At 70.3% G+C, this 18,087-nt stretch carries 16 protein-coding genes; 5 read left to right on the plus strand and 11 right to left on the minus strand.

The window, feature by feature from the left end; translation table 11 throughout:
- Positions 1 to 3: 3 nt before the first annotated feature.
- From EOE66_RS19080 to EOE66_RS19125, 11 genes are all read right to left on the minus strand, one after another.
- Complete coding sequence (locus EOE66_RS19080; RefSeq protein ID WP_245479106.1) at positions 4 to 747, minus strand: phosphatase PAP2 family protein; 744 nt, start codon at positions 745 to 747, stop codon at positions 4 to 6.
- Positions 744 to 2,534, minus strand: coding sequence for a phosphoethanolamine transferase (locus EOE66_RS19085; RefSeq protein WP_128230338.1), 1,791 nt, complete (start codon positions 2,532 to 2,534; stop codon positions 744 to 746). The genes EOE66_RS19080 and EOE66_RS19085 overlap by 4 nt, the downstream gene beginning before the upstream one ends.
- A 54-nt stretch (positions 2,535 to 2,588) precedes the next feature.
- Positions 2,589 to 3,134, minus strand: coding sequence for a hypothetical protein (locus tag EOE66_RS19090; RefSeq protein WP_128230339.1), 546 nt, complete (start codon positions 3,132 to 3,134; stop codon positions 2,589 to 2,591).
- Between the two features lie 110 nt (positions 3,135 to 3,244).
- Positions 3,245 to 3,820 carry a GrpB family protein gene (locus EOE66_RS19095; RefSeq protein WP_128230340.1) on the minus strand — a complete coding sequence of 192 codons (576 nt, stop codon included), beginning with the start codon at positions 3,818 to 3,820 and terminating at the stop codon, positions 3,245 to 3,247.
- Position 3,821: 1 nt separating this feature from the next.
- Complete coding sequence (locus EOE66_RS21865; RefSeq protein ID WP_164885176.1) at positions 3,822 to 3,989, minus strand: hypothetical protein; 168 nt, start codon at positions 3,987 to 3,989, stop codon at positions 3,822 to 3,824.
- A 67-nt stretch (positions 3,990 to 4,056) separates the two neighbouring features.
- Complete coding sequence (pcaB, locus tag EOE66_RS19100; RefSeq protein WP_128230341.1) at positions 4,057 to 5,415, minus strand: 3-carboxy-cis,cis-muconate cycloisomerase; 1,359 nt, start codon at positions 5,413 to 5,415, stop codon at positions 4,057 to 4,059.
- 22 nt (positions 5,416 to 5,437) lie between these two features.
- Positions 5,438 to 6,265, minus strand: a complete 828-nt coding sequence (locus EOE66_RS19105; protein WP_128230342.1) for an HpcH/HpaI aldolase/citrate lyase family protein — start codon at positions 6,263 to 6,265, stop codon at positions 5,438 to 5,440.
- A gap of 14 nt (positions 6,266 to 6,279) precedes the next feature.
- Positions 6,280 to 7,473 carry a CaiB/BaiF CoA transferase family protein gene (locus EOE66_RS19110; RefSeq protein WP_128230343.1) on the minus strand — a complete coding sequence of 398 codons (1,194 nt, stop codon included), beginning with the start codon at positions 7,471 to 7,473 and terminating at the stop codon, positions 6,280 to 6,282.
- A 4-nt stretch (positions 7,474 to 7,477) separates the two neighbouring features.
- Positions 7,478 to 8,347 carry an HTD2 family dehydratase gene (locus EOE66_RS19115; protein ID WP_128230344.1) on the minus strand — a complete coding sequence of 290 codons (870 nt, stop codon included), beginning with the start codon at positions 8,345 to 8,347 and terminating at the stop codon, positions 7,478 to 7,480.
- Positions 8,348 to 8,406: 59 nt separating this feature from the next.
- Positions 8,407 to 9,480 carry a porin gene (locus tag EOE66_RS19120; protein ID WP_128230345.1) on the minus strand — a complete coding sequence of 358 codons (1,074 nt, stop codon included), beginning with the start codon at positions 9,478 to 9,480 and terminating at the stop codon, positions 8,407 to 8,409.
- Between the two features lie 43 nt (positions 9,481 to 9,523).
- The gene (locus tag EOE66_RS19125; RefSeq protein ID WP_245479107.1) at positions 9,524 to 11,665 is read right to left on the minus strand and encodes a 4-oxalomesaconate tautomerase; all 2,142 of its coding nucleotides are present in this window, start codon (positions 11,663 to 11,665) and stop codon (positions 9,524 to 9,526) included.
- Positions 11,666 to 11,742: 77 nt separating this feature from the next.
- On the opposite strand from EOE66_RS19125, the gene EOE66_RS19130 reads away from it, so the two are divergent.
- The 5 genes from EOE66_RS19130 to EOE66_RS19150 all read left to right on the plus strand — a co-directional run bounded on the left by EOE66_RS19130 (position 11,743) and on the right by EOE66_RS19150 (position 18,058).
- A complete protein-coding gene (locus EOE66_RS19130) occupies positions 11,743 to 12,669 on the plus strand; it encodes a LysR family transcriptional regulator (protein WP_128230346.1) in 927 nt (308 codons plus the stop codon).
- Between the two features lie 449 nt (positions 12,670 to 13,118).
- Positions 13,119 to 14,873, plus strand: a complete 1,755-nt coding sequence (locus tag EOE66_RS19135; protein WP_128230347.1) for an MFS transporter — start codon at positions 13,119 to 13,121, stop codon at positions 14,871 to 14,873.
- A 78-nt stretch (positions 14,874 to 14,951) separates the two neighbouring features.
- A complete protein-coding gene (locus EOE66_RS19140; RefSeq protein ID WP_128230348.1) occupies positions 14,952 to 15,224 on the plus strand; it encodes a hypothetical protein in 273 nt (90 codons plus the stop codon).
- A gap of 300 nt (positions 15,225 to 15,524) precedes the next feature.
- Positions 15,525 to 17,045 (plus strand): ankyrin repeat domain-containing protein, encoded by a 1,521-nt coding sequence (locus EOE66_RS19145; RefSeq protein WP_128230349.1) that lies wholly within the window; start codon positions 15,525 to 15,527, stop codon positions 17,043 to 17,045.
- A 119-nt stretch (positions 17,046 to 17,164) separates the two neighbouring features.
- Positions 17,165 to 18,058, plus strand: coding sequence for a hypothetical protein (locus EOE66_RS19150; protein ID WP_128230350.1), 894 nt, complete (start codon positions 17,165 to 17,167; stop codon positions 18,056 to 18,058).
- Positions 18,059 to 18,087 lie beyond the last annotated feature (29 nt).

Raw genomic sequence — 18,087 nt, forward strand, 5'->3', positions numbered from 1 at the left:
CGCTCATGGTAGCGGCCGGCCCCGCAGGCGCAGCCGTTCGAAGAGCCAGAGCTGCACCAGGGCCGCAGCCACCACCAACGCCGCGCACAGCCAGGCCGACCAGAGCACATGGCTCGGGTAGTGCGCGCCGCGCAGCACCTGCCCCGCGCCCAGCAGCAGGCCCGCAGCAGCCACCCCCACGGCGATGGCCCAGGCCCGGCGCGGGCGGTGGTGGCGCCAGGGCAGCACCGCGCCCCACAACGCAAAGGCGGTGACGGCGTGGCCCGAGGGGAAGCAGCGGCCCGGCCCGCCGTCCGGCACGCCCAGGCGCCAGTGCGAGACGTGCTGCGCCACGCCGCCGAACAGGGCCAGGTCCCAGGGGCAGCTGCTCAGGCTCAGGCGCTTGAGGGCGGGCACGGCCCCGGCCACCAACAGCACCACCACCAGCGCGTAGAGGCGCTCTGCGCGCGTGGGCTGAGCTGCGGCCGACGTCGCAGCGGTCGGCCAGAAGGCATGCGCGGCCAGCGCCGCCAGCGCCAGCAGGCCGGCCACCCGCCCGCCTTCGTGCAGCAGGCCGCGTGTCCACCACGCATCGCGCCATCGGAAGCCCGTGGCATCGGCAAACCAGCCGGCCACGGCAAGATCGGCGCCGCTGGCATCCCAGGCCAGCAGCAACACGAGCGCCAGCAGCAGGCCGATCAGCAGCCGTGCCCGCGGCGAACGGGCCGCAGCCCTCGGGCCCGCAGCCCACACCCGCAGCAGGCTCACGGCGTGGCCGGGGCCGTGCCCGCCGCGGGGCGGCAAGCCTGCGTCAGGTCCCAGGCCGGCGCGTGCAGCGCGGTGCGCACGTCCAGCAGGCCCAGCAGCGTGTGGAAGAGGTGGTCGTGCGCCACACCCCCGGCCTGGGCCGCCGCCTGCCACGCGCCCTGCAGGCACGCGGGCTGCACGCCGATGGCCGGCGCCAGCCCGGCGCTGGCCCAGGCCACCATGGGCACGCGTGTCTGCCCCTCGGGGGCGATGGCGTAGGGCATGCCGTGCAGGAACAGGCCGTGCTCGCCCAGCGATTCACCGTGGTCTGAGACGTAGACCAGCGCCGTGTCCACGCGGTCTTCCTGCGCCTTCAGCATCTGCAGCGCCTGCGCCAGCACGTGGTCGGTGTAGCGCAGGCTGTTGAGGTAGGCGTTGTGCACCTTTTCCACGCTGCAGCGGCGCAACTCGTCGTGGCGACAGTCGGGCAGGTTCGCCGCGAAAGCCGGCGGGTAGCGGCGGTAGTAGGAAGGCCCGTGGCTGCCCAGCATGTGCAGCACCAGCAGCTGCGTGCCCTGGGCCTGCTGCAGGCGCTGCGGCAGGTCGGCCAGCAGCGCTTCATCCAGGCAGCGGCCCTCGGGGCAGAGGGCCGGCGTGTTGGCGGCGGCCAGCGTCTCGTTGCTCAGGCCTTCGCACACGCCCTTGCAGCCACTTTGGTTGTCGCGCCAGTGCACCGCCACGCCGGCCCGCGCCAGCACGTGCAGCAGGCTCTGCTGGCCGCGGATGCGGCCTTCGTCGTAATCGCGCCGGCCCACGGGCGCGAACATGCAGGGCAGCGAGGTCTCGGTGTCGGTGCCGCAGGTCTTCACGGATGGAAAGTTCACCAGACCGCCGGAGCCCTGCCAGCGCGCGAGCTCGGGCGTGGTGTTGGCGGTGCTGCCCGGGTTGAGCCCCCAGTCTGCGGCGCGGGCGGTTTCGCCGACCACCATCACCACCAGCAGCGGGCGCTTGCGCGTGGCCCAGCTCGGGCCGGCTTGCGCGTCCAGGCCGATGGGCTGGCGGGGCCGCGCGGCCGTGCGGGTGTCGCGCACCAGCACCGCGCCGGCGGACCACAGCACGTTCACGGGGGCGATGAGGTAGCGCAGTTCACGCTGGTTGCGCATCAGGGACGACAGCGGCTGGAACACCGCCAGCACCGCCAGCAGCATCACGAGCACCGCCCCCACCAGCAGGGCCGCCCGCCGTCCCAGCGCACGCGGCCAAGGCTGCGGGCGCAGGCGCAGCCGCCACAACAGCCACAGCGGCAGGCCGGCCTGCAGCAGCACCTGCAGCGCCAGCGCCGGGCTCAGCAGCTCCACGGCCTCGGCCGGGTGGGTGCGCAGCAGGTTGCGCACCATCGAAGGATCGAGATAGGTGCCGTAGACGGCGCTGTAGTGGCTGGCCACGGCCGCCACCACCAGCAGCACCGCCAGCACGGGCTTGGCGGTCCAGCGGGTGCACAGCAGGCCCAGCAGCAGCACCTGCAGCGCCGTCACGCCCAGTGCCAGCGCCGCGCCGAAGCCCCAGGCGGCGGGGTCGGCGGCGCTGCGGTCGGCCAGTGCGCGGGCCAGGAAAGGCAGGTTGGCCGTGGCGGTGAAGTACAGCGCCGCCAGCACCACCAGCCCGTGCGTGCTGAGGCTGGGTCGCCAGGGGCTGGCGGGGGGCGGGGCTGCCGAGGCGGCTGAACCCAGGGCGGCAGCTGGCCGCGGACGCCCGGGTCGGGACAGCAAGGACGACAGCGAGGCAGGCAGCGAGAACGGCAACGGCATCCGCCCATTGCGCCTGCCGGAGATGAAGCCCAGCTTAAGCCGGCGGGCCGGCCTTCACTCCGTGTACGCGGCGTAACCCTTGAAGGTTGTGGCCCCCAGCTGCGCCAGCGCCCCGGCCATCAGCACCCAGCCCACGGGGTTGCTGAGGCCGGCGGCGGCAACGCCCACCGTCAAGGCCGCCGAGGCGAAATCGGCCGTGGCCGCCACCAGCTTGGCCTGCTTGTCGTTTTCCACCAGGCCGAAAGCCAGGGCCACCTTCTTCGTGAACATGGCCCCCACGGTGGCGAGCACCATGCCGGGCGAAGCGTTGCTGCCGAGCTTCAGCAGCCCCAAGGTCTGGGTGAGGATCTGGCTGGAGGTGGCAAAGGCGCGCACGGTCTGGTTCTGCCGCGACTTGCCTGCGAAGTCGGCCAAGGCGGCGTACTTGTCGGCAAAGCCCAGCGCCGCGCCGAGCTTGCCTTCAGACGCGGCCAGCGTGCCGTTGAGGATGTCGGTCAGCAGCCCGGTGAGCTCGGCGTCCTGCGACACGGCCTTGGCCGCAGGGGTTCCCACGCTGTCGAGGGCGGCCCGCGTGTCGGCAGGCTTGAGTGTGGCGGCCATGGCCCTTCCTTTCTGTGCCGGACTTCGGCGAGCGGCAGACTAGCGGCGGGCCCGGTGCGGTGCATCCCACAGCCTGAGGGCTGGCAGCGAGGCCCGGCCCCGGCCGACCCTCAGCCAGCGCCCGACCACCCGCGCTGCGCGGCCCACGCCTCGGCGGCCAGCACGACGAGGTCCACCGCCGGGTCCTTGACCTCGGGGTAGGCCGCGGGGTCTGCCAGCGCTGCGGCCAGCCGGCGCTTGAGCTCGCCGTAGGCCTGCGCCGTGGGCGGGTGCGCGCGCAGGAAATCGCGGCACAGCAGGGCATAGCGCTGGTTCGCCGCGCCCCGCACGCGCACGTGGATGTGCGCACGGCGCAGCTCGGGCGGGTTCTTGAACAGCTGCTTGCGCCAGGCCGCGGGGTGGGCTTCGGCCCCGGGCGGCACGTGGTCGGCCGTGGCGCCGGCGTGCAGCACGAAGCCGGCCGCCTGCAGGCCGGTGGCCACGGCCGCGCCGGCCTCGCCGTCGAGCGTGGCCACGGTCACCTGCACGTCGATCACATCTTTCGCGCACAGGCCCGGCACCGCGGTGGAGCCGATGTGATCGATGCGCAGCGCCAGCGGCCCCAGCGCGGCCTGCAGCCGCTGGCGCAGCGCCTCGAACTCACCGGCCCAGGCGGCGCGGTGCTCGACGATCTGCAGGGCTGCCATCTCAGAGGCTGGAACCCGGCTGCTGCAGGCGGGCCCTGGGCGTGCCGCGCGGGCGCCAGGGCGAAACCGGGTCGAGCACGATCGCCTCGGCCAGACGACCCTCGGGCCTGCGCCACCCTGGGGCGGGCTGGATCTCCTCGAACCAGAAACGCGGCACGTCTTCGGGCATGGGCTTCGCTCGCAACACCAAGGGTGCGACCGATGCTAAGCCCCGGGCGTGCAGCCCGGGCGCGCGGTCAAGCGCCGCGGGCCGCCATCTGCGCGAGCACGCGGTCGACCATCACCCCGCTCTGGCCCAGGTAGTTGTCGGGCTCGCACATCGCGGCCAGCTGCTCGCGGTTCACGTGCCGCATGATCTCGGCGTTCTCGCAAAGCAGGTCCAGCAGCGGGCGGCGCTGTTTCAGCGCCTCGCGGCAGAGCTCGTACACGAGGTCGTGCGCGTACTCGCGGCCCAGGTGGTGGCCCAGGCCCATCATCACCGCCTCGCTCATCACCAGGCCGTGGGTCATGTCGATGTTGCGGCGCATGGCTTCGGGGTCGACCTCCAGGCCTTCCAGCACCGCGCGGCTGTGTTTCAGCGCGCCGGCCATCAGGCAGAAGGCCTCGGGCAGCACGATCCATTCGATCTCCCAGGGCCCGGTGCTGCGTTCGTGGTCGGCCACCATCGCGTCCATCAGCGCCGCAGCGTGCTGGCGCACCACGCTGATGGCGGCGTGGATGTAGCAGCTGGCGATGGGGTTGCGCTTCTGCGGCATGGTGCTGCTGCTGCCGCGGCCCGGGTGGAAGGGCTCGAAGACCTCGGCCACCTCGGTCTGCATCATCAGCTTCACGTCGGTGCTCAGCTTGCCCAGCGTGCCGCCGATCAGGCCCAGCACCGCGCCCACCTCGGCGATGTTGTCGCGGATGGTGTGCCACGCAATCACAGGCTGCTGCAGCCCCAGCTCGGCGCACAGCGCGGCCTGCGTTTCCATCGCGCCCGTCTGCAGGCTGGCCAGCGTGCCGGCGGCGCCGGCGAACTCGCCCACCAGCACACGTTCACGCAGCTGCGCGATGCGCTCGCGGTGGCGCAGCACCGCGCTCAGCAGCCCCGCCATCTTGTAGCCGAAGGTCACGGGGATGGCCTGCTGCAGGTTGCTGCGGCCAATGACGGGCGTGAGCCGGTGTTCACGCGCCAGCTTCGCCAGCGCCTGCGCGATGGCGGCGAGCTCGTCGTCCACCAGCACCAGCGCCTCGCGGATCTGCAGCACGGTGGCGGTGTCGGTGATGTCCTGCGTGGTGGCGCCCCAGTGCACGTACTCGCCCAGCTTGTCGCGGCACAGCTGGTTGACCTGCGTCACCACGCCCAGGATGGGGTAGCCGATGCGCTCGGTCTGCTGGCGCAGGCGCGCCATGTCGATCTGCTCGAGCTCGCAGTGGCTGACGATCTCGTCGGCCGCTTCCTGCGGGATCAGCCCCAGCCGGCCCTGCACGCGCGCCAGTGCGCGTTCGACGTCCAGGTACTTGCGGGTGCGGTTCTCGTCGCTCCACACGGCGCGCATGGCGTCGCTGCTGAACAGGCCCTGGAAGATGCTGCTGTCGATGATGCTGGCGGCCATGGCGGTTTTTCTCGAGTCGGGTTCACGGGACCGTGCGCGCCAGCAGGCGGCGCGCACGTTCGATGACGGGGCGGTCGACCATGCGGCCGTCGAGCTGCACGGCGCCTGTGGCGTGCGCCGCTTCGGCGGCCTGCACAACGCGCTGCGCCCAGGCCTGCTCTTCGGCGCTGGGCTGCAGCAGGGCATGCACGGGCGCCACCTGGCGCGGGTCGATGCAGAGCTTGGCGGTGTAGCCCAGCGCCCGGGCGCGGTCGAAGTCGGCGCGCAGCTGGGCTTCGTCGTCCAGCGCGGGCGTGACGCCGGCCACCGGGGCGCCGATGCCCGCGGCGCGTGAGGCCAGGGCCAGCAGCGCGGCGGGCAGGTCCAGCCCCAGGCTGCCGGCCAGCGGGCCTTCCAGGCCGAGATCGAGCGCGTAGTCGAGCGTGCCGAACACCAGGCGCTGCACGCCGGGCGCAGCGGCCAGCGCCCCGGCGGCCAGCACGCCGCGCGCACTTTCCACCAGCGGCAGCAAGGCGGCCTGCGGGCAGGCCGCGTGCAGGCGCGCGATCACGCCGGCGTCTTCGGCCTTGGGCAGCATCAGCGCCGGCGCAGGCACGGCCTGCAGCAAGGCCAGATCGAAAGCGAACTCGGGCGAGGCGGCGTCGTTCAGGCGCAGCACCCAGCGCGGGTCGCCGCTGGCCAGCGCCTGCGCCGCCGCAGCGCGGGCGGCGGCCTTGACGCTGGGCGCCACCGCGTCCTCGAGGTCCAGCACCACGGCATCGGCGCCGCTGGCCAGGGCCTTGGCGAAACGCTCGGGCCGGTCGCCCGGCACGAAGAGATAGCTGCGCGGCAGCACGGGCGTCGGAGACATGCGGGGCAAGGGCCTCAGATCGCCCCGGCCGCGCGCAGCGCAGCCACGCCGGCGGCATCCACGCCCAGCTCGGCGAGCAGCGCTTCGGTGTGCTGGCCCACGGCGGGCACGGGGCCGAGCTGCGGGTCGCCGTCCTGCCAGCTGCCCGGCGGCAGCAGCGTGGGCACCGGGCCGGCGGGCGTGCCCACCTCGCGCCAGCGGCCGCGCGCGGCCAGCTGCTCGTGCTGCCACAGGCCCGCCATCTCGCGCAGCTCGGCGCTGGCGATCTGCGCCGCGTCCAGCCGCTGCTGCACCTGATCGGCCGTGAGGGTGGCGAAGGTGCTGACGATCAGCTGCCGCAGTTCGCTGCGGTGGGCGCTGCGCTGGGCGTTGCCGGCGAAGCGCGCATCCTGCGCCAGCGCCGGCTGCTGCAGCACCACGGCACAGAACTGCGCCCACTCGCGTTCGTTCTGCAGGCCCAGCATCACCTGCTTGCCGTCGCCGCAAGGGAAGGGGCCGTAGGGGTAGATGGTGGCGTGCGCCGCGCCGGCCCGCGGCGGCGGGGCCGCGCCGTCGAAGGCGTAGTAGAGCGGGTAGCCCATCCACTCGCCCATGGCCTCGAGCATGCTCAGGTCGATGCGGCGGCCGCGGCCGTCGCGCTGGCGCTGCAGCACGGCGGCCAGGATGTTGCTGTAGGCGTACATGCCGGCGGCGATGTCGGCAATCGAGATGCCGGCCTTGCAAGGCTCTTCCGGCGTGCCGGTGGTGCTGACAAAGCCGCTCTCGGCCTGGATCAGCAGGTCGTAGGCCTTCTTGTCGCGGTAGGGGCCGGGGTGCTCGGGGTCGTCGCCATAGCCCGAGATGTCGCAGACGATGAGGTCGGGCCGCTGCGCCTGCAGCGCCGCGTGCGAGACGCCCATGCGCGCCGCCGCACCCGGCGCAAGGTTCTGCACCACCACGTCGGCCTTCTCGACGATCAAGCGCAGCAACAGCGCCAGCGCCGCGGGTTGCTTGAGGTCGAGCGTGAGGCTCTCCTTGCTGCGGTTGGTCCAGACGAAGTGCGAGGCCAGGCCGCGCACGCGGCGGTCGTAGCCGCGCGCGAAATCACCCGCCCCGGGGCGTTCGATCTTGATGACACGCGCGCCCAGGTCGGCGAGCTGGCGCGTGGCGAAGGGCGCGGCAATCGCATGTTCCAGCGTCACCACGGTCAGGCCTTGCAGCGGCTGCATCGCTTCAGCGCCCCGCCGACTTGAGCGTGGCCGTGGCGTCCATGGTCAGCCAGCCCGCGTGGTCTTGCGCCCAGAGGCGCACGGTGTCGCCCTCACGCGCGCCGTTGACGCGCATCTCGGCGCCGTCGAAAGTAGGGCGCAGCGCGCGGAACTGGAAGCTCGCCACCTCGGCCTGCGGCAGTTCGCGGCGCAGCAGGTCGAGCAGCAGCGTGGCGATCAGCGGGCCGTGCACGATGAGGCCGGGGTAGCCCTCGACCTCGGTGACGTAGCGGCGGTCGTAATGGATGCGGTGGCCATTGAAGGTGAGCGCGCTGTAGCGGAAGAGCAGCACGTCGTCGGGCCGCAGGCTGCGCTGCCAAGGGGCGCCAGAGGGGGCGGCTTGCGGCGGCGGCTCCACATCGCCGGGGCGGCGCGCCTCGCGGTAGACGATGTCGTGGAACTCGGTCAGCGCGGGGCTGGCGGCGCCCTGCACGGAGACCTCGTGCCGCACCTTCACGAACACCAGCGCGCCGCTGCGGCCCTGCTTGGGCGTGACCTCGGCGATGGTGCTGCGCCGCGTGACGGCCTCGCCGATGCGCAGCGGCGCGTGGAAGCTGAACTGGCTGCCCGCCCACATGCGCCGCGGCAGCGGCACCGGCGGCAGGAAGCCGCCGCGCTGGGCGTGGCCGTCGGGCCCGATCTCGCTGGCGCGGTGCTGCGGCAGGAAGTACAGCCAGTGCCACAGCGGTGGCAGCGGCGTGCCAGGGGCCCAGGCCTGGGGCGCGTGGTCCAGCGTGGCCGTCAGCGCCGCGGCGGGCGTGGGGTGCAGGGTGTCGTGCAGGGTCTCGCTGCGGCCCACCCAGGCCTTCAGGTCGTCGAGCGTGGTAGTGTCCATGTCGTCTTTGTACCTGGGCGGGGCCGGCGGCGTGGCAGCCCGCGGCCGCCCGCCCGGACTCAGAAGTTGTGGCGCATGCCCAGTTCGTAGCCCGTGGAGCGCCCACCGCCGGCCAGGCCGGCCGGGCCGCCCGGCACCTGGTAGGTGGCGGCACCGCGGTTGCTGATGCGCGAGCAGGTGCCGTACAGCGCGCTGCGCTTGGACAGCGTGTGCACGTAGCCCAGTCCGAGGTGGGTGGACCCGTTGGGATCGATGCTGGTGGTGCCCACGCGGCCGTCGAGGTCGACGCGGATCATCGAGAACTTCACCTCGCCCGTGCTCACCGGCACCGTGCCCGAGAGCATCAGGTTGGTCTGCTTGCTCTGGTTCTGCTTGAACTGCCGCCACACCGCGTTGGCGCGCAGGAAGCCCAGGTTCCAGGTGCCGCCGATGGCGGTGTCGATGAACTTGCCGGTGCTGGTGTTGGCGTTCTCGGTCTGCACCCGCGCGGCACTCAGGCTCAGCGGGCCTGCGACGTAGCCCAGACGAGCACCGATGACCTTGTTGCCGGCGCCTTCGCCCGCCCCCAGCATCACCTGACCATCGATGCCGCCCAGGCCACCGGGCAGGTGGTATTGCAGCGTGTCGTTGGCGCGCACCGTGGTGTTCGCATTGCTGCCAAAGGCACTGCGGATGGGACCCAGCGGCGTGGCCGAGACGCTGTTGTTGCTGCCCGCCACACCGACGTGGCTGAAGGGGTCGAAACGCACCCAGTTCAGGTAGGTGGGCACGTAGTCGCGGCCCATGCGAACCTCACCCAGGCTCTTGCCGCTGAGGCTGAGAGTGGAGCGGCGGTCCCAGAAGCCGGCGGCCGTGGATGTGCCGGTGTCCAGCGCGATGCCGTGTTCCAGCCAGAAGCTGGCCGAAAGGCCGCCGCCCAGGTCTTCGGTGCCGCGCACCACCAGCCGGCTGGTGTTGTTGGAGCCGCTGACGAGGCTCTTCACCGAGCCGCGGCCCTGGTTGCTGACGGAACGTGCGGCGGCGTCGGCAATGCCGCTGAGCTGCACGGTGCTTTGGGCTGCAGCGGGCAGGGCCAGGGCTGCGGCGGACAGGCCCAGCAGGGCGGCCGCAACGGGCCTGAGCGAGTGCTTCATGGAGGTCTCCGGAGTGTTGTCGTGGTGGTGGGGCCTGAGAGATTCAGTCGGCGGTGAGCTTGGCCTTGGCGACCACGGCCTTCCACTTGACGAGTTCGTTCTTCACCAGGGCACCCAACTGCTCGGGCGTGCTCGACTGCACGTCGGCGCCGTCGGCTTCGATGCGCTTGACGATCTCGGGGTCGTTCAGCGCCTGGACCGCGGCCTGGTGCAGCTTGTCGATGATCGGCTTGGGGGTCTTGGCCGGCGCGAACAGGCCATACCACTGCGAAACGTCCACGTCGTACCCCAGCTCCTTCAGCGTGGGCACGTCGGGCAGGGTGGCCACACGCTTGGGGCCGGCAATGGCCATCGGCCGCAGCTTGCCGGTCTTCAGGTGCGAGGCCGCGGTGAACAGGCTCGGGAACATGAACTGCGCGTGCCCCGCGAGGGTGTCGTTGATGGCCGGCGCCGAGCCCTTGTAGGGCACGTGCAGCATCACGGTGCCCGTGGCCAGCTTGAAGAGTTCGCCCGCGAAGTGCGGCGCCGAACCGCTGCCGGCCGAGGCGTAGGTGTACCTGTCCGGCTTGGCCTTGAGCTGCGCCACGAGGTCCTTCACGTCCTTCACCGGCACATTGGCCGTGGCGACCATCACCGTGGGCGAGGTGGCCGTGAGGCTGATGGGCTCGAAGTCGGCCACCGGGTCGTAGCGCAGCTTCTGCAGCGCCGGGTTCAGCGTGTGGGTGGCGGTGAAGCCCCACATCAGGGTGTGGCCATCGGGCGCGGCACGGGCCACGTACTCGCTGGCGATGGAGCCGTTGGCACCGGCCCGGTTGTCGATGATCACCGTCTGCCCCAGCAGGGCGCCCAGCTTCTGGCCCACGGCGCGCGCCATCGAGTCATTGCCGCCGCCGGCGGCCGTGGGCACGACGATGGTGATGGTCTTGCTGGGGTAGGGGGCCTGCGCGTGGGCCGGTGCGGCCACGGCCAGCGTCGCCGCCAAGAGCGGCGCGATGAGCGCTTTCATGGTCTTGTCTCCATCATGGGTTTCGGGTTCGGCAGGGGCCGTCGCCGGGGCGGGCCGGGACAGCACGTAATCTGGAATCTGCAGCTCGCCCTGCAGGATCTTGCGGGCCGTGCGCACGAGCGCCGCACCCTGGATGCGGGCCTCTTCACCCCCGCCTTCGGTGTGCATGGCCACCTCGATGCGACCCTGCGGGTGCAGCACCTGCACCGCGTAGCGGCCCTGGCGCAAGCGCGTTGCGCTGGCCACCGTGCCGGGCAGGGAGAAGGCGGCGGCCACGCCGATGGCACCGGTGACGGCATGCGAGGCATGGCACCGCCGCGGCGTGAAGTAGCGGGAAGTCACGGCCTCGGGCGTGTCGCCCTCGCTCACGACCACCGGCTTGGGAATGACACTGTGGCTCACATCGCCCAGGCCCATCGCAGCGCCGGCCAGGCGGCGCAGCATCTCCAGGCGATGGAGCAGCGGCAGGTTCGCATCCAGTTCGGTGGGGCTCTCACGGCCGTTCAGAGACTGGCCGAGATCACGCGCCAGGTCGCTGGCGCGCACGATCATCAGCGGCATGGCCGCGTCGATGCAACTCAAGGGCACGCCGTCGATCACGTCGATGCGACGGCCCGTGGGGAACACCGAGCCCGTCACCGCGCCCCAGGCGTCGAGGAACTCCAGTTGCACCGGCGCCGCGGTGCCGGCCACACCGTCGATGCGCGTGCTGCCGTCGTAGCGCACCCGCCGCCCGGGGGTCTGCACGGTCACGTCGATGCGTGAACGCGTGTTGACGTTGAAGACACGCAACTTGGTTTCGCCGTCCTGCGCGGGCACCAGACCCTGCTCGATGGCGAAGGGGCCCACGCCCGAGAGCATGTTGCCGCAGTTGGGCCGCGTGTCCACCGAGCGCGTGCCCACGCCCACCTGGGCGAAGAGGTAGTCCACGTCGCAGCCCGGCTCGGCCGAGCGCGAGACGATGGCCACCTTGCTGGTGAGCGTGCTGCCGCCGCCCACCCCATCCACGCCCAGCGGGTCGGACGCGCCGATGGCGCCCACCAGCACCTCGTTGCGCAGATCCTCGTCGGCCGGCAGCCACTCGCGCAGGAAGAACGGGCCGCGCGAGGTGCCGGCACGCATCAAGACGCAAGGCAGGGTCATCGATGTCATGGCCGGGATGGTGGCGCTTCGGCTCATGCAGCGGAATTGCACAGTTCTGAGGCATTGATCGACAATGCGCATCAATCGAAACGTCGGGTTCCTCAGGGTTTTCCATGGCCATCGCCTTCGATCTGAACGACCTGCAGGCCTTCCGCGCGGTGGCCGAACTCGGCAACTTCCGCCGTGCGGCCGAGGCCGTTCACATCTCTCAGCCGGCCTTCAGCCGCCGCATCGAGAAGCTGGAAGAAGCCCTCGGCGTGCGCCTGCTCGACCGCACCACGCGCCGCGTGAGCCTGACCGCCGTGGGGCGCGACTTCGCGCGCAAGGTGCAGACGCTGCTGGACGACCTGGACGGCACGCTGCTGGCCATGCAGGGCATCGCCGGCCACCGCATGGGCGAGGTCACCGTGGCCTGCGTGCCTTCCACCGTTTACTACTACGCCGCGCAGGTGGTGCAGCGTTTCCGCGACCGCTACCCCAAGATCCGCGTGAAGCTGCACGACGCCAGCGCCAACGAGGTGCTTGGCGTGGTGGTGCGCGGCGAGGCCGATTTCGGCCTGAACTTCATCGGCAGCCAGGAGCCCGACCTGCACTTCATGCCGCTGCGCGAAGACCGCTTCGTCGCCGCCTGCCGGCGCGACCACCCGCTGGCGCGCAAGCGCCGCGTGGCCTGGGCCGACCTGGCCGACCACGACTTCATCGCGGTCACGCAGAGCTCGGGGAACCGCCTGCTGCTCGACCAGGCCTTGGCCGGCGTGGCGCGGCGCCCGGTGGCGGTGTGCGAGGCCCAGCACGTCACCACGCTGCTGGGCATGGTGGAAGCCGGCCTGGGCGTGGCGGCGGTGCCGGCCATGGCCATGCCCGGGCGCGACCACCCGCTGCTGGTGAGCGTGCCGCTGGACGAACCCGTGGTCACGCGCCGCGTGGGCCTGATCCGCCGCAACGGCCGCACGCTGGCGCCGGCAGCGCAGCAGCTCTACGACTTCTTCGCCGAGATGGCGCAGAACAAGCGCGGCACCCAAGTGCGCAAACCGTCCTGAGGCTGGGTGCAGGCCTGTCGGCATCGATTCACCCGGCGAAGCGTCGAACACGGCACGGCGCGCCGTTGCCAGTGACCAACCGGAAGGCCCGGCGCGTGAGATCCAGACGCGACGCGGGGCCCATGCCCACCTCAACGGGGCTGCGCGCCCGAGGCTTGGCCCCAATTCGCTAGGGGCTTTCCCTTGCATTCGAGCGATATCCGTCAGCCAGCAATTTGGCCGTAAGCAAGCTCCAACACATTCGAATTCGAGACAGGCCATGAAACGCCTGAAGAAGTCACCCGTTGCGTGACTGCACCGCCTCAGGCGCTGCTTGAGGGCCACGAGCAAGGCAATCCGCAGGCCCACTGCGGACAAGAAACCGTCTGGTCATCAGGCCGGACACACAAGGAACAACAAGAATGGCAACAGCAGACGCAACCAACAACGTGCGGGAGCGATCACGCCCGATGACACGGGAAGAGAAGAAGGTGATCGCAGCCTCTTCTGCGGGAACCATCTTCGAGTGGTACGACTTCTACCTGTACGGTGCGCTGGCCGCCATCATCGGCGCCCAGTTTTTCACCGCTTTCCCCGAGAACACGCGCAATGTGTTTGCGCTGCTTGCCTTTGCAGCCGGCTTCATCGTGCGCCCGTTCGGCGCCCTGGTGTTCGGCATGCTGGGCGACATGATCGGCCGGAAATACACCTTCCTGATGACCATCGTGATCATGGGCGTGTCGACGTTTCTCGTCGGCGTGCTGCCCAATTACGAAAGCTGGGGCGTTGCCGCTCCGATCATCCTGATCCTGCTGCGCATGGCGCAGGGTCTGGCCCTCGGCGGTGAGTACGGTGGTGCGGCGATCTACGTTGCCGAACACGCGCCCTCCAACCAGCGCGGTTACTTCACAGCCTTCATCCAGACCACGGCAACGCTCGGCCTGCTGCTGTCATTGATCGTCATCCTGTCGGTGCAGGGCTATGTCAACGGCAACTATCCCGACGTGGCCTTGATGAAAGACGGCGTTGCCGTGCTCATGGCCGACGGCACACCGCAGATGGTCAAGGCGTTCAATGCCTGGGGCTGGCGCGTGCCCTTCATCGGCTCGATCTTCCTGCTCGCGATCTCGCTGTACATCCGGCTGCAGATGAACGAAAGCCCGGCCTTCAAGAAGATGAAGGAAGAAGGCCGCACCTCCAAGGCGCCGCTGAGCGAAGCCTTCGGCAACTGGAAGAACGGCAAGATCGCCGTCGTTGCGCTGCTCGGCCTCGTCGCGGGTCAGGCCGTGGTCTGGTACACGGGCCAGTTCTACGCGCTGTTCTTCATGCAGAACGTGATCAAGATCGACAGCTTCACGGCCAACGTGATGGTGGCCTGGTCGCTGATCCTGGGCACGGGCGGCTTCCTGTTCTTCGGCGCGCTGTCCGACCGCATCGGCCGCAAGCCCATCATCCTGGCAGGCTGCGTGCTCGCTGCCGTCACCTTCCTGCCTGTCTTCGGCTTCTTGACCAAGACTGCGAACCCGGCCATCTACGCGGCCCACCAAACTCAGGTTTCGGTGACCGTGAACAAGGAAGACTGTTCGTTCCAGTTCAACCCCACGGGAACGGCGAAATTCACGTCGTCGTGCGACATCGCCAAAGCGCAATTGGCACGGACCTCGGTGAACTACACCACCGTGGAAGGCGCAGCGCCAGGCACCCTGGCCGTGGTGAAGGTGGGCGAAACGACCATCCAGTCGTATGACGCGGGCAAGTTGGCCGGCGATGAATTGAAGAAGGCCAAGGCCACCTTCGATTCAACGCTGAACGCGGCGCTGAAGCAGGCGGGTTATCCGCTGGTGCCGGCCGACAACAAGACCATTGCGAAGGCCCAGAACTTCGTCGACATCTTCACGGCGCAGAAGCTGACGATCATCCTGATCCTGACCTACCTCGTCATCCTGGTGACCATGGTCTACGGCCCCATTGCAGCCATGCTCGTGGAGTTGTTCCCGACCCGCATCCGCTATTCGGGCCTGTCCTTGCCTTATCACATCGGCAACGGCTGGTTCGGTGGCCTGATGCCGGCGACTGCCTTCGCGATATCGGCGCAGACCGGCAACATCTATTCGGGCCTGTGGTACGCCATCGTCGTGGCCGTCATGACGGTGGTCGTGGGCATGCTGTTCGTGCCCGGCGGCACCCACAAGAAGGACATCTTCGCTGGCGACAGCGATCGATGAAGCGTTGCTGACCGTCGGGCCGGGGCCTCTGGAAACGAGGCCCCGGCCCGCAACGCAAGTCACCCAGGAGATGCTGCATTGACCGATCTCGTGCTTTCCCAATTGACCGACGTCTTTCGTATCGGTCTGATCGTCGGCCTCGTGTTCATGATGCACAGAACCGCTGCCGTGACGGGGCGGGTTCTGCCACTGGCCTTGGGTGTGCTTTTCCTGGCCGTCATGCTCCCTGCGACGATGCCCAACCCGGCGGTGAGCTTCACCGACGCCATCGTCGCCGGGCTGATCTCCAACACGATCATCCTGGCACCCGTTCTCGGCGTGGGTTGGCTGATCCTCCGTTCGCGGCGCTGAAGTTGCCCGGACGGCGCGCCGCGACACGGAACGCGGCTGGCGTGTGCGCCCATCGTGATCGAGGCGGGCGTGGGCTGTCCGCGTGTGCCGCCTGCGCTTTCAGCGCTTCGAATGGGCCGCGCGAGCGCGGTGGTTGACCCGCACAGCCCGCACTGCCAACATCGCGCCCCACGGCGCAAGCAGGGCGCCGCCGGATCCGCGGAAAGGGCCGAGCCCGCCTGTGTCGATGCCCACCGCATCCCCATCCCCTGTGCGGCCTGAACACGCGGATCGCAGGCTTCATCGCATGGAGGATCTTTCATGAGCAACCCTGCTCCCGGCACGCCCCGCGTGCTGCCCGCCCACCCCCACCCCGACCAACTGCGCCGCCAGGCGCGCGAGCTGCTGCGCGCCTGGCAGCAGGGCGAGCCCGAGGCCCTGGCCCGCGCCGCGCCCTACGCCTTGCCGGCGCCGCCGCGGCTGGTGCAAGCCCAGCTGGTGCTCGCGCGAGAACACGGTTTCGCCAGCTGGCCCCATTTGCTGGACGAAGTGGAACGCCGCCGCGCGCACGCGCTGGATGAAGCGGCCTACACCGAGCGGGTGCTGGCCCTGGCACTGGGCCGGGGCTACGCCGCGCCGCGGCCGGCGCAGGCGCTGGCCTTGCTGCAGTCGCGCCCCGGACCGCTGCCGCCCGCCTTGCGCCTGCTGCAGGGCGACGCCACCGGCATCGATCCGCACACGCCGCTGCCGCCCTGGGGCGCACCGCCGCTGGCGTTGGTGGCTTTCTCGTCGCTGGCCCGTGCCGGGCTGGAAGCGCCGCTGCTGGCCGCGCTCGATGAACTGCTGGCCGCCGGCGCCAACCCCAACGCTGGCCTGCCCGACCCCGAATCCGAAGAGCGCCCACTGCCCGCGCTGTACGGGGCCGTGGCACGCGCGCAGAGCGCGGCCATGGCGCAGCGCCTGCTGGCGGCCGGTGCCGAGCCCAACGACAACGAATCGATGTACCACGCGGTGGAGCAGGACGACCGCCGCATCCTGGCCGCGGTGGTGGCCGCAGGCGGGCGCTGGCACGGCACCAACGCGCTCTTCCGCCAGCTCGACTTCGATTCCTTGCCGCACCTGCAGCAGGCGCTGGAGCTGGGCGCCGATGCCAACGAGCTTTCGCCCAACGGCGACACGCGGCCGCTGCACCACGCGGTGCAGCGCGGCCGCAGCCTCGCGCATCTGCAGTTGTTGGTGCAGCACGGCGCCGATGTCGCGGCACTGGATGGCCACGGCCACAGCCTGGCCTGGCACGCCGCACGCGCCGGCCGCGCCGACGTGCTGGCCTGGCTGGCGCCGCTGGGCCAGCGCCCGCCCGACAGCCTGCACGAACGCTTTCTCGCGGCCTGCGCCGCGGCCGATGCCGCCACCGCGCAGGCGCTGCTGTCCGAACACCCGGGCCTGATCGGCGAACTGCCGCCCTGGCACCGCACGCTGCTGCCCGAGCAGGCGCAGCGCGGCGCCATGGCCTCGGTGCAACTGATGCTCGACATCGGCTGGCCGGTGGACGTGCCCGGCCCCTGGCAGGCCAGTGCACTGAACCAAGCTGCCTTCCGTGGTGATGCGGCGATGGTGGCGCTGCTGCTGCAGCACGGCGCGCGCTGGTCAGAGCGCAACGGCTACGGTGGCACGGCTCTGGGCAGTTGCCTGCACGCCGGCTGCAACGAGCCCGTGCCTGGCGGCGATTACGCGGAGGTGCTGCGGCTGCTGCTGGCCGACGGTGCGCCCCCGCCAGCCGACGAGAGCCTGCTCAGCGACGAGATGCTGGCGGTGCTGGAGAGCCACCGCCAGCGAGCTTGATCGGCATCCCGAGTGCTTCGGCCCCAGGCCCCACTTTGCCAGCACGACCTGTCGCACGGTATGCCCCGCCAAATGGCGGTGGTGCCAGGATCGCTGCTGAAACGATATGCTGCTGCGCAATGCAGACGCACGTCAAAAGGTGGATCCAGTTGGCTGCCGGTGCGGCGGCCACTGGCGCTTTCTTGGGCTGGATCGCAGTACTTGCGTCGGAGCGCCAGGAGGCGACCCCACCATGGCTGGCGCCTGAACCGGAGCGCCACGCCGCCAATCATCATGCGGGCCATGCGTTGCCAGAGCCGACTACGCGTGCGCCGTCACCTGCACGGACAGCTTCCGCGGCAACCCTCGCTACCGGAGAAAACAGCCCTTGGTCGGAATCGGCTTTCCTGGCGAGTCTTGAGAGTCCTGCCGCGCTTGCGCAATTGGTGCAAGCCGCACTGTCTGGCAACGAAACGGGACTGGCCACGCGCGCTGCGGTAGCCATTGGGGGATGCTTCGCGATGGATGCTCTTGATGGGTTGCCTGAGCGCATCCATTCGGCAGAAGTCCAGGCCCTGATGAGCAGAGAGCTGGAGCTCGCAATGCAAGCCTGGCGAGACAATGAACGTCGCCGGTGCCAGGCCTTGGATGCCTTCAGCCGCACACAGTGGCTGCCGCTCCTGCGCCGCGGATTGGCGGAGGGCCGGATGGGCGACGCAAACGATCTGCTACTAGCCTTCATGGTCGGCCCGCACAGCGAACAGGTGATGTCAGAGGTCTTCCCGTACCTGCGCCGCGATGCCTTTCGCTGCGACGAGTCTGCGCTGGCCTCGTTGCACGGCTGGGAATGGCCGTCCGATAACTCGCTCACCCGGAATGAGGCGGTGGCGGTGTGGCAGGTGTTGAAATCCTTGTACGAGGCCAAGTCCGACGATTGGTGGCACAAACGCGCAAGCGAACTCACGCCGCCCATTCAGGCAGGCGATCCGGCCGAAGTGCAGAGAATAGGCAAGGCGATCCGGTCCAACTGCTGACAAGATCGGCGAACCGGAAGTGCATCACT

It is taken from the genome of Rubrivivax rivuli (assembly GCF_004016505.1).
Classification (GTDB): Bacteria; Pseudomonadota; Gammaproteobacteria; order Burkholderiales; family Burkholderiaceae_C; genus Rubrivivax; species Rubrivivax rivuli.

What these genes read in the sequence shown, in the direction of transcription:
- EOE66_RS19085 (WP_128230338.1), bottom strand. Translation starts at nt 2,534, where the DNA reads ATGCCGTTGCCGTTCTCGCTGCCTGCCTCGCTGTCGTCCTTGCTGTCC.
- EOE66_RS19090 (WP_128230339.1), bottom strand. Translation starts at nt 3,134, where the DNA reads ATGGCCGCCACACTCAAGCCTGCCGACACGCGGGCCGCCCTCGACAGC.
- EOE66_RS19095 (WP_128230340.1), bottom strand. Translation starts at nt 3,820, where the DNA reads ATGGCAGCCCTGCAGATCGTCGAGCACCGCGCCGCCTGGGCCGGTGAG.
- EOE66_RS21865 (WP_164885176.1), bottom strand. Translation starts at nt 3,989, where the DNA reads ATGCCCGAAGACGTGCCGCGTTTCTGGTTCGAGGAGATCCAGCCCGCC.
- pcaB (WP_128230341.1), bottom strand. Translation starts at nt 5,415, where the DNA reads ATGGCCGCCAGCATCATCGACAGCAGCATCTTCCAGGGCCTGTTCAGC.
- EOE66_RS19105 (WP_128230342.1), bottom strand. Translation starts at nt 6,265, where the DNA reads ATGTCTCCGACGCCCGTGCTGCCGCGCAGCTATCTCTTCGTGCCGGGC.
- EOE66_RS19110 (WP_128230343.1), bottom strand. Translation starts at nt 7,473, where the DNA reads ATGCAGCCGCTGCAAGGCCTGACCGTGGTGACGCTGGAACATGCGATT.
- EOE66_RS19115 (WP_128230344.1), bottom strand. Translation starts at nt 8,347, where the DNA reads ATGGACACTACCACGCTCGACGACCTGAAGGCCTGGGTGGGCCGCAGC.
- EOE66_RS19120 (WP_128230345.1), bottom strand. Translation starts at nt 9,480, where the DNA reads ATGAAGCACTCGCTCAGGCCCGTTGCGGCCGCCCTGCTGGGCCTGTCC.
- EOE66_RS19125 (WP_245479107.1), bottom strand. Translation starts at nt 11,665, where the DNA reads ATGAGCCGAAGCGCCACCATCCCGGCCATGACATCGATGACCCTGCCT.
- EOE66_RS19130 (WP_128230346.1), top strand. Translation starts at nt 11,743, where the DNA reads ATGGCCATCGCCTTCGATCTGAACGACCTGCAGGCCTTCCGCGCGGTG.
- EOE66_RS19135 (WP_128230347.1), top strand. Translation starts at nt 13,119, where the DNA reads ATGACACGGGAAGAGAAGAAGGTGATCGCAGCCTCTTCTGCGGGAACC.
- EOE66_RS19145 (WP_128230349.1), top strand. Translation starts at nt 15,525, where the DNA reads ATGAGCAACCCTGCTCCCGGCACGCCCCGCGTGCTGCCCGCCCACCCC.
- EOE66_RS19150 (WP_128230350.1), top strand. Translation starts at nt 17,165, where the DNA reads ATGCAGACGCACGTCAAAAGGTGGATCCAGTTGGCTGCCGGTGCGGCG.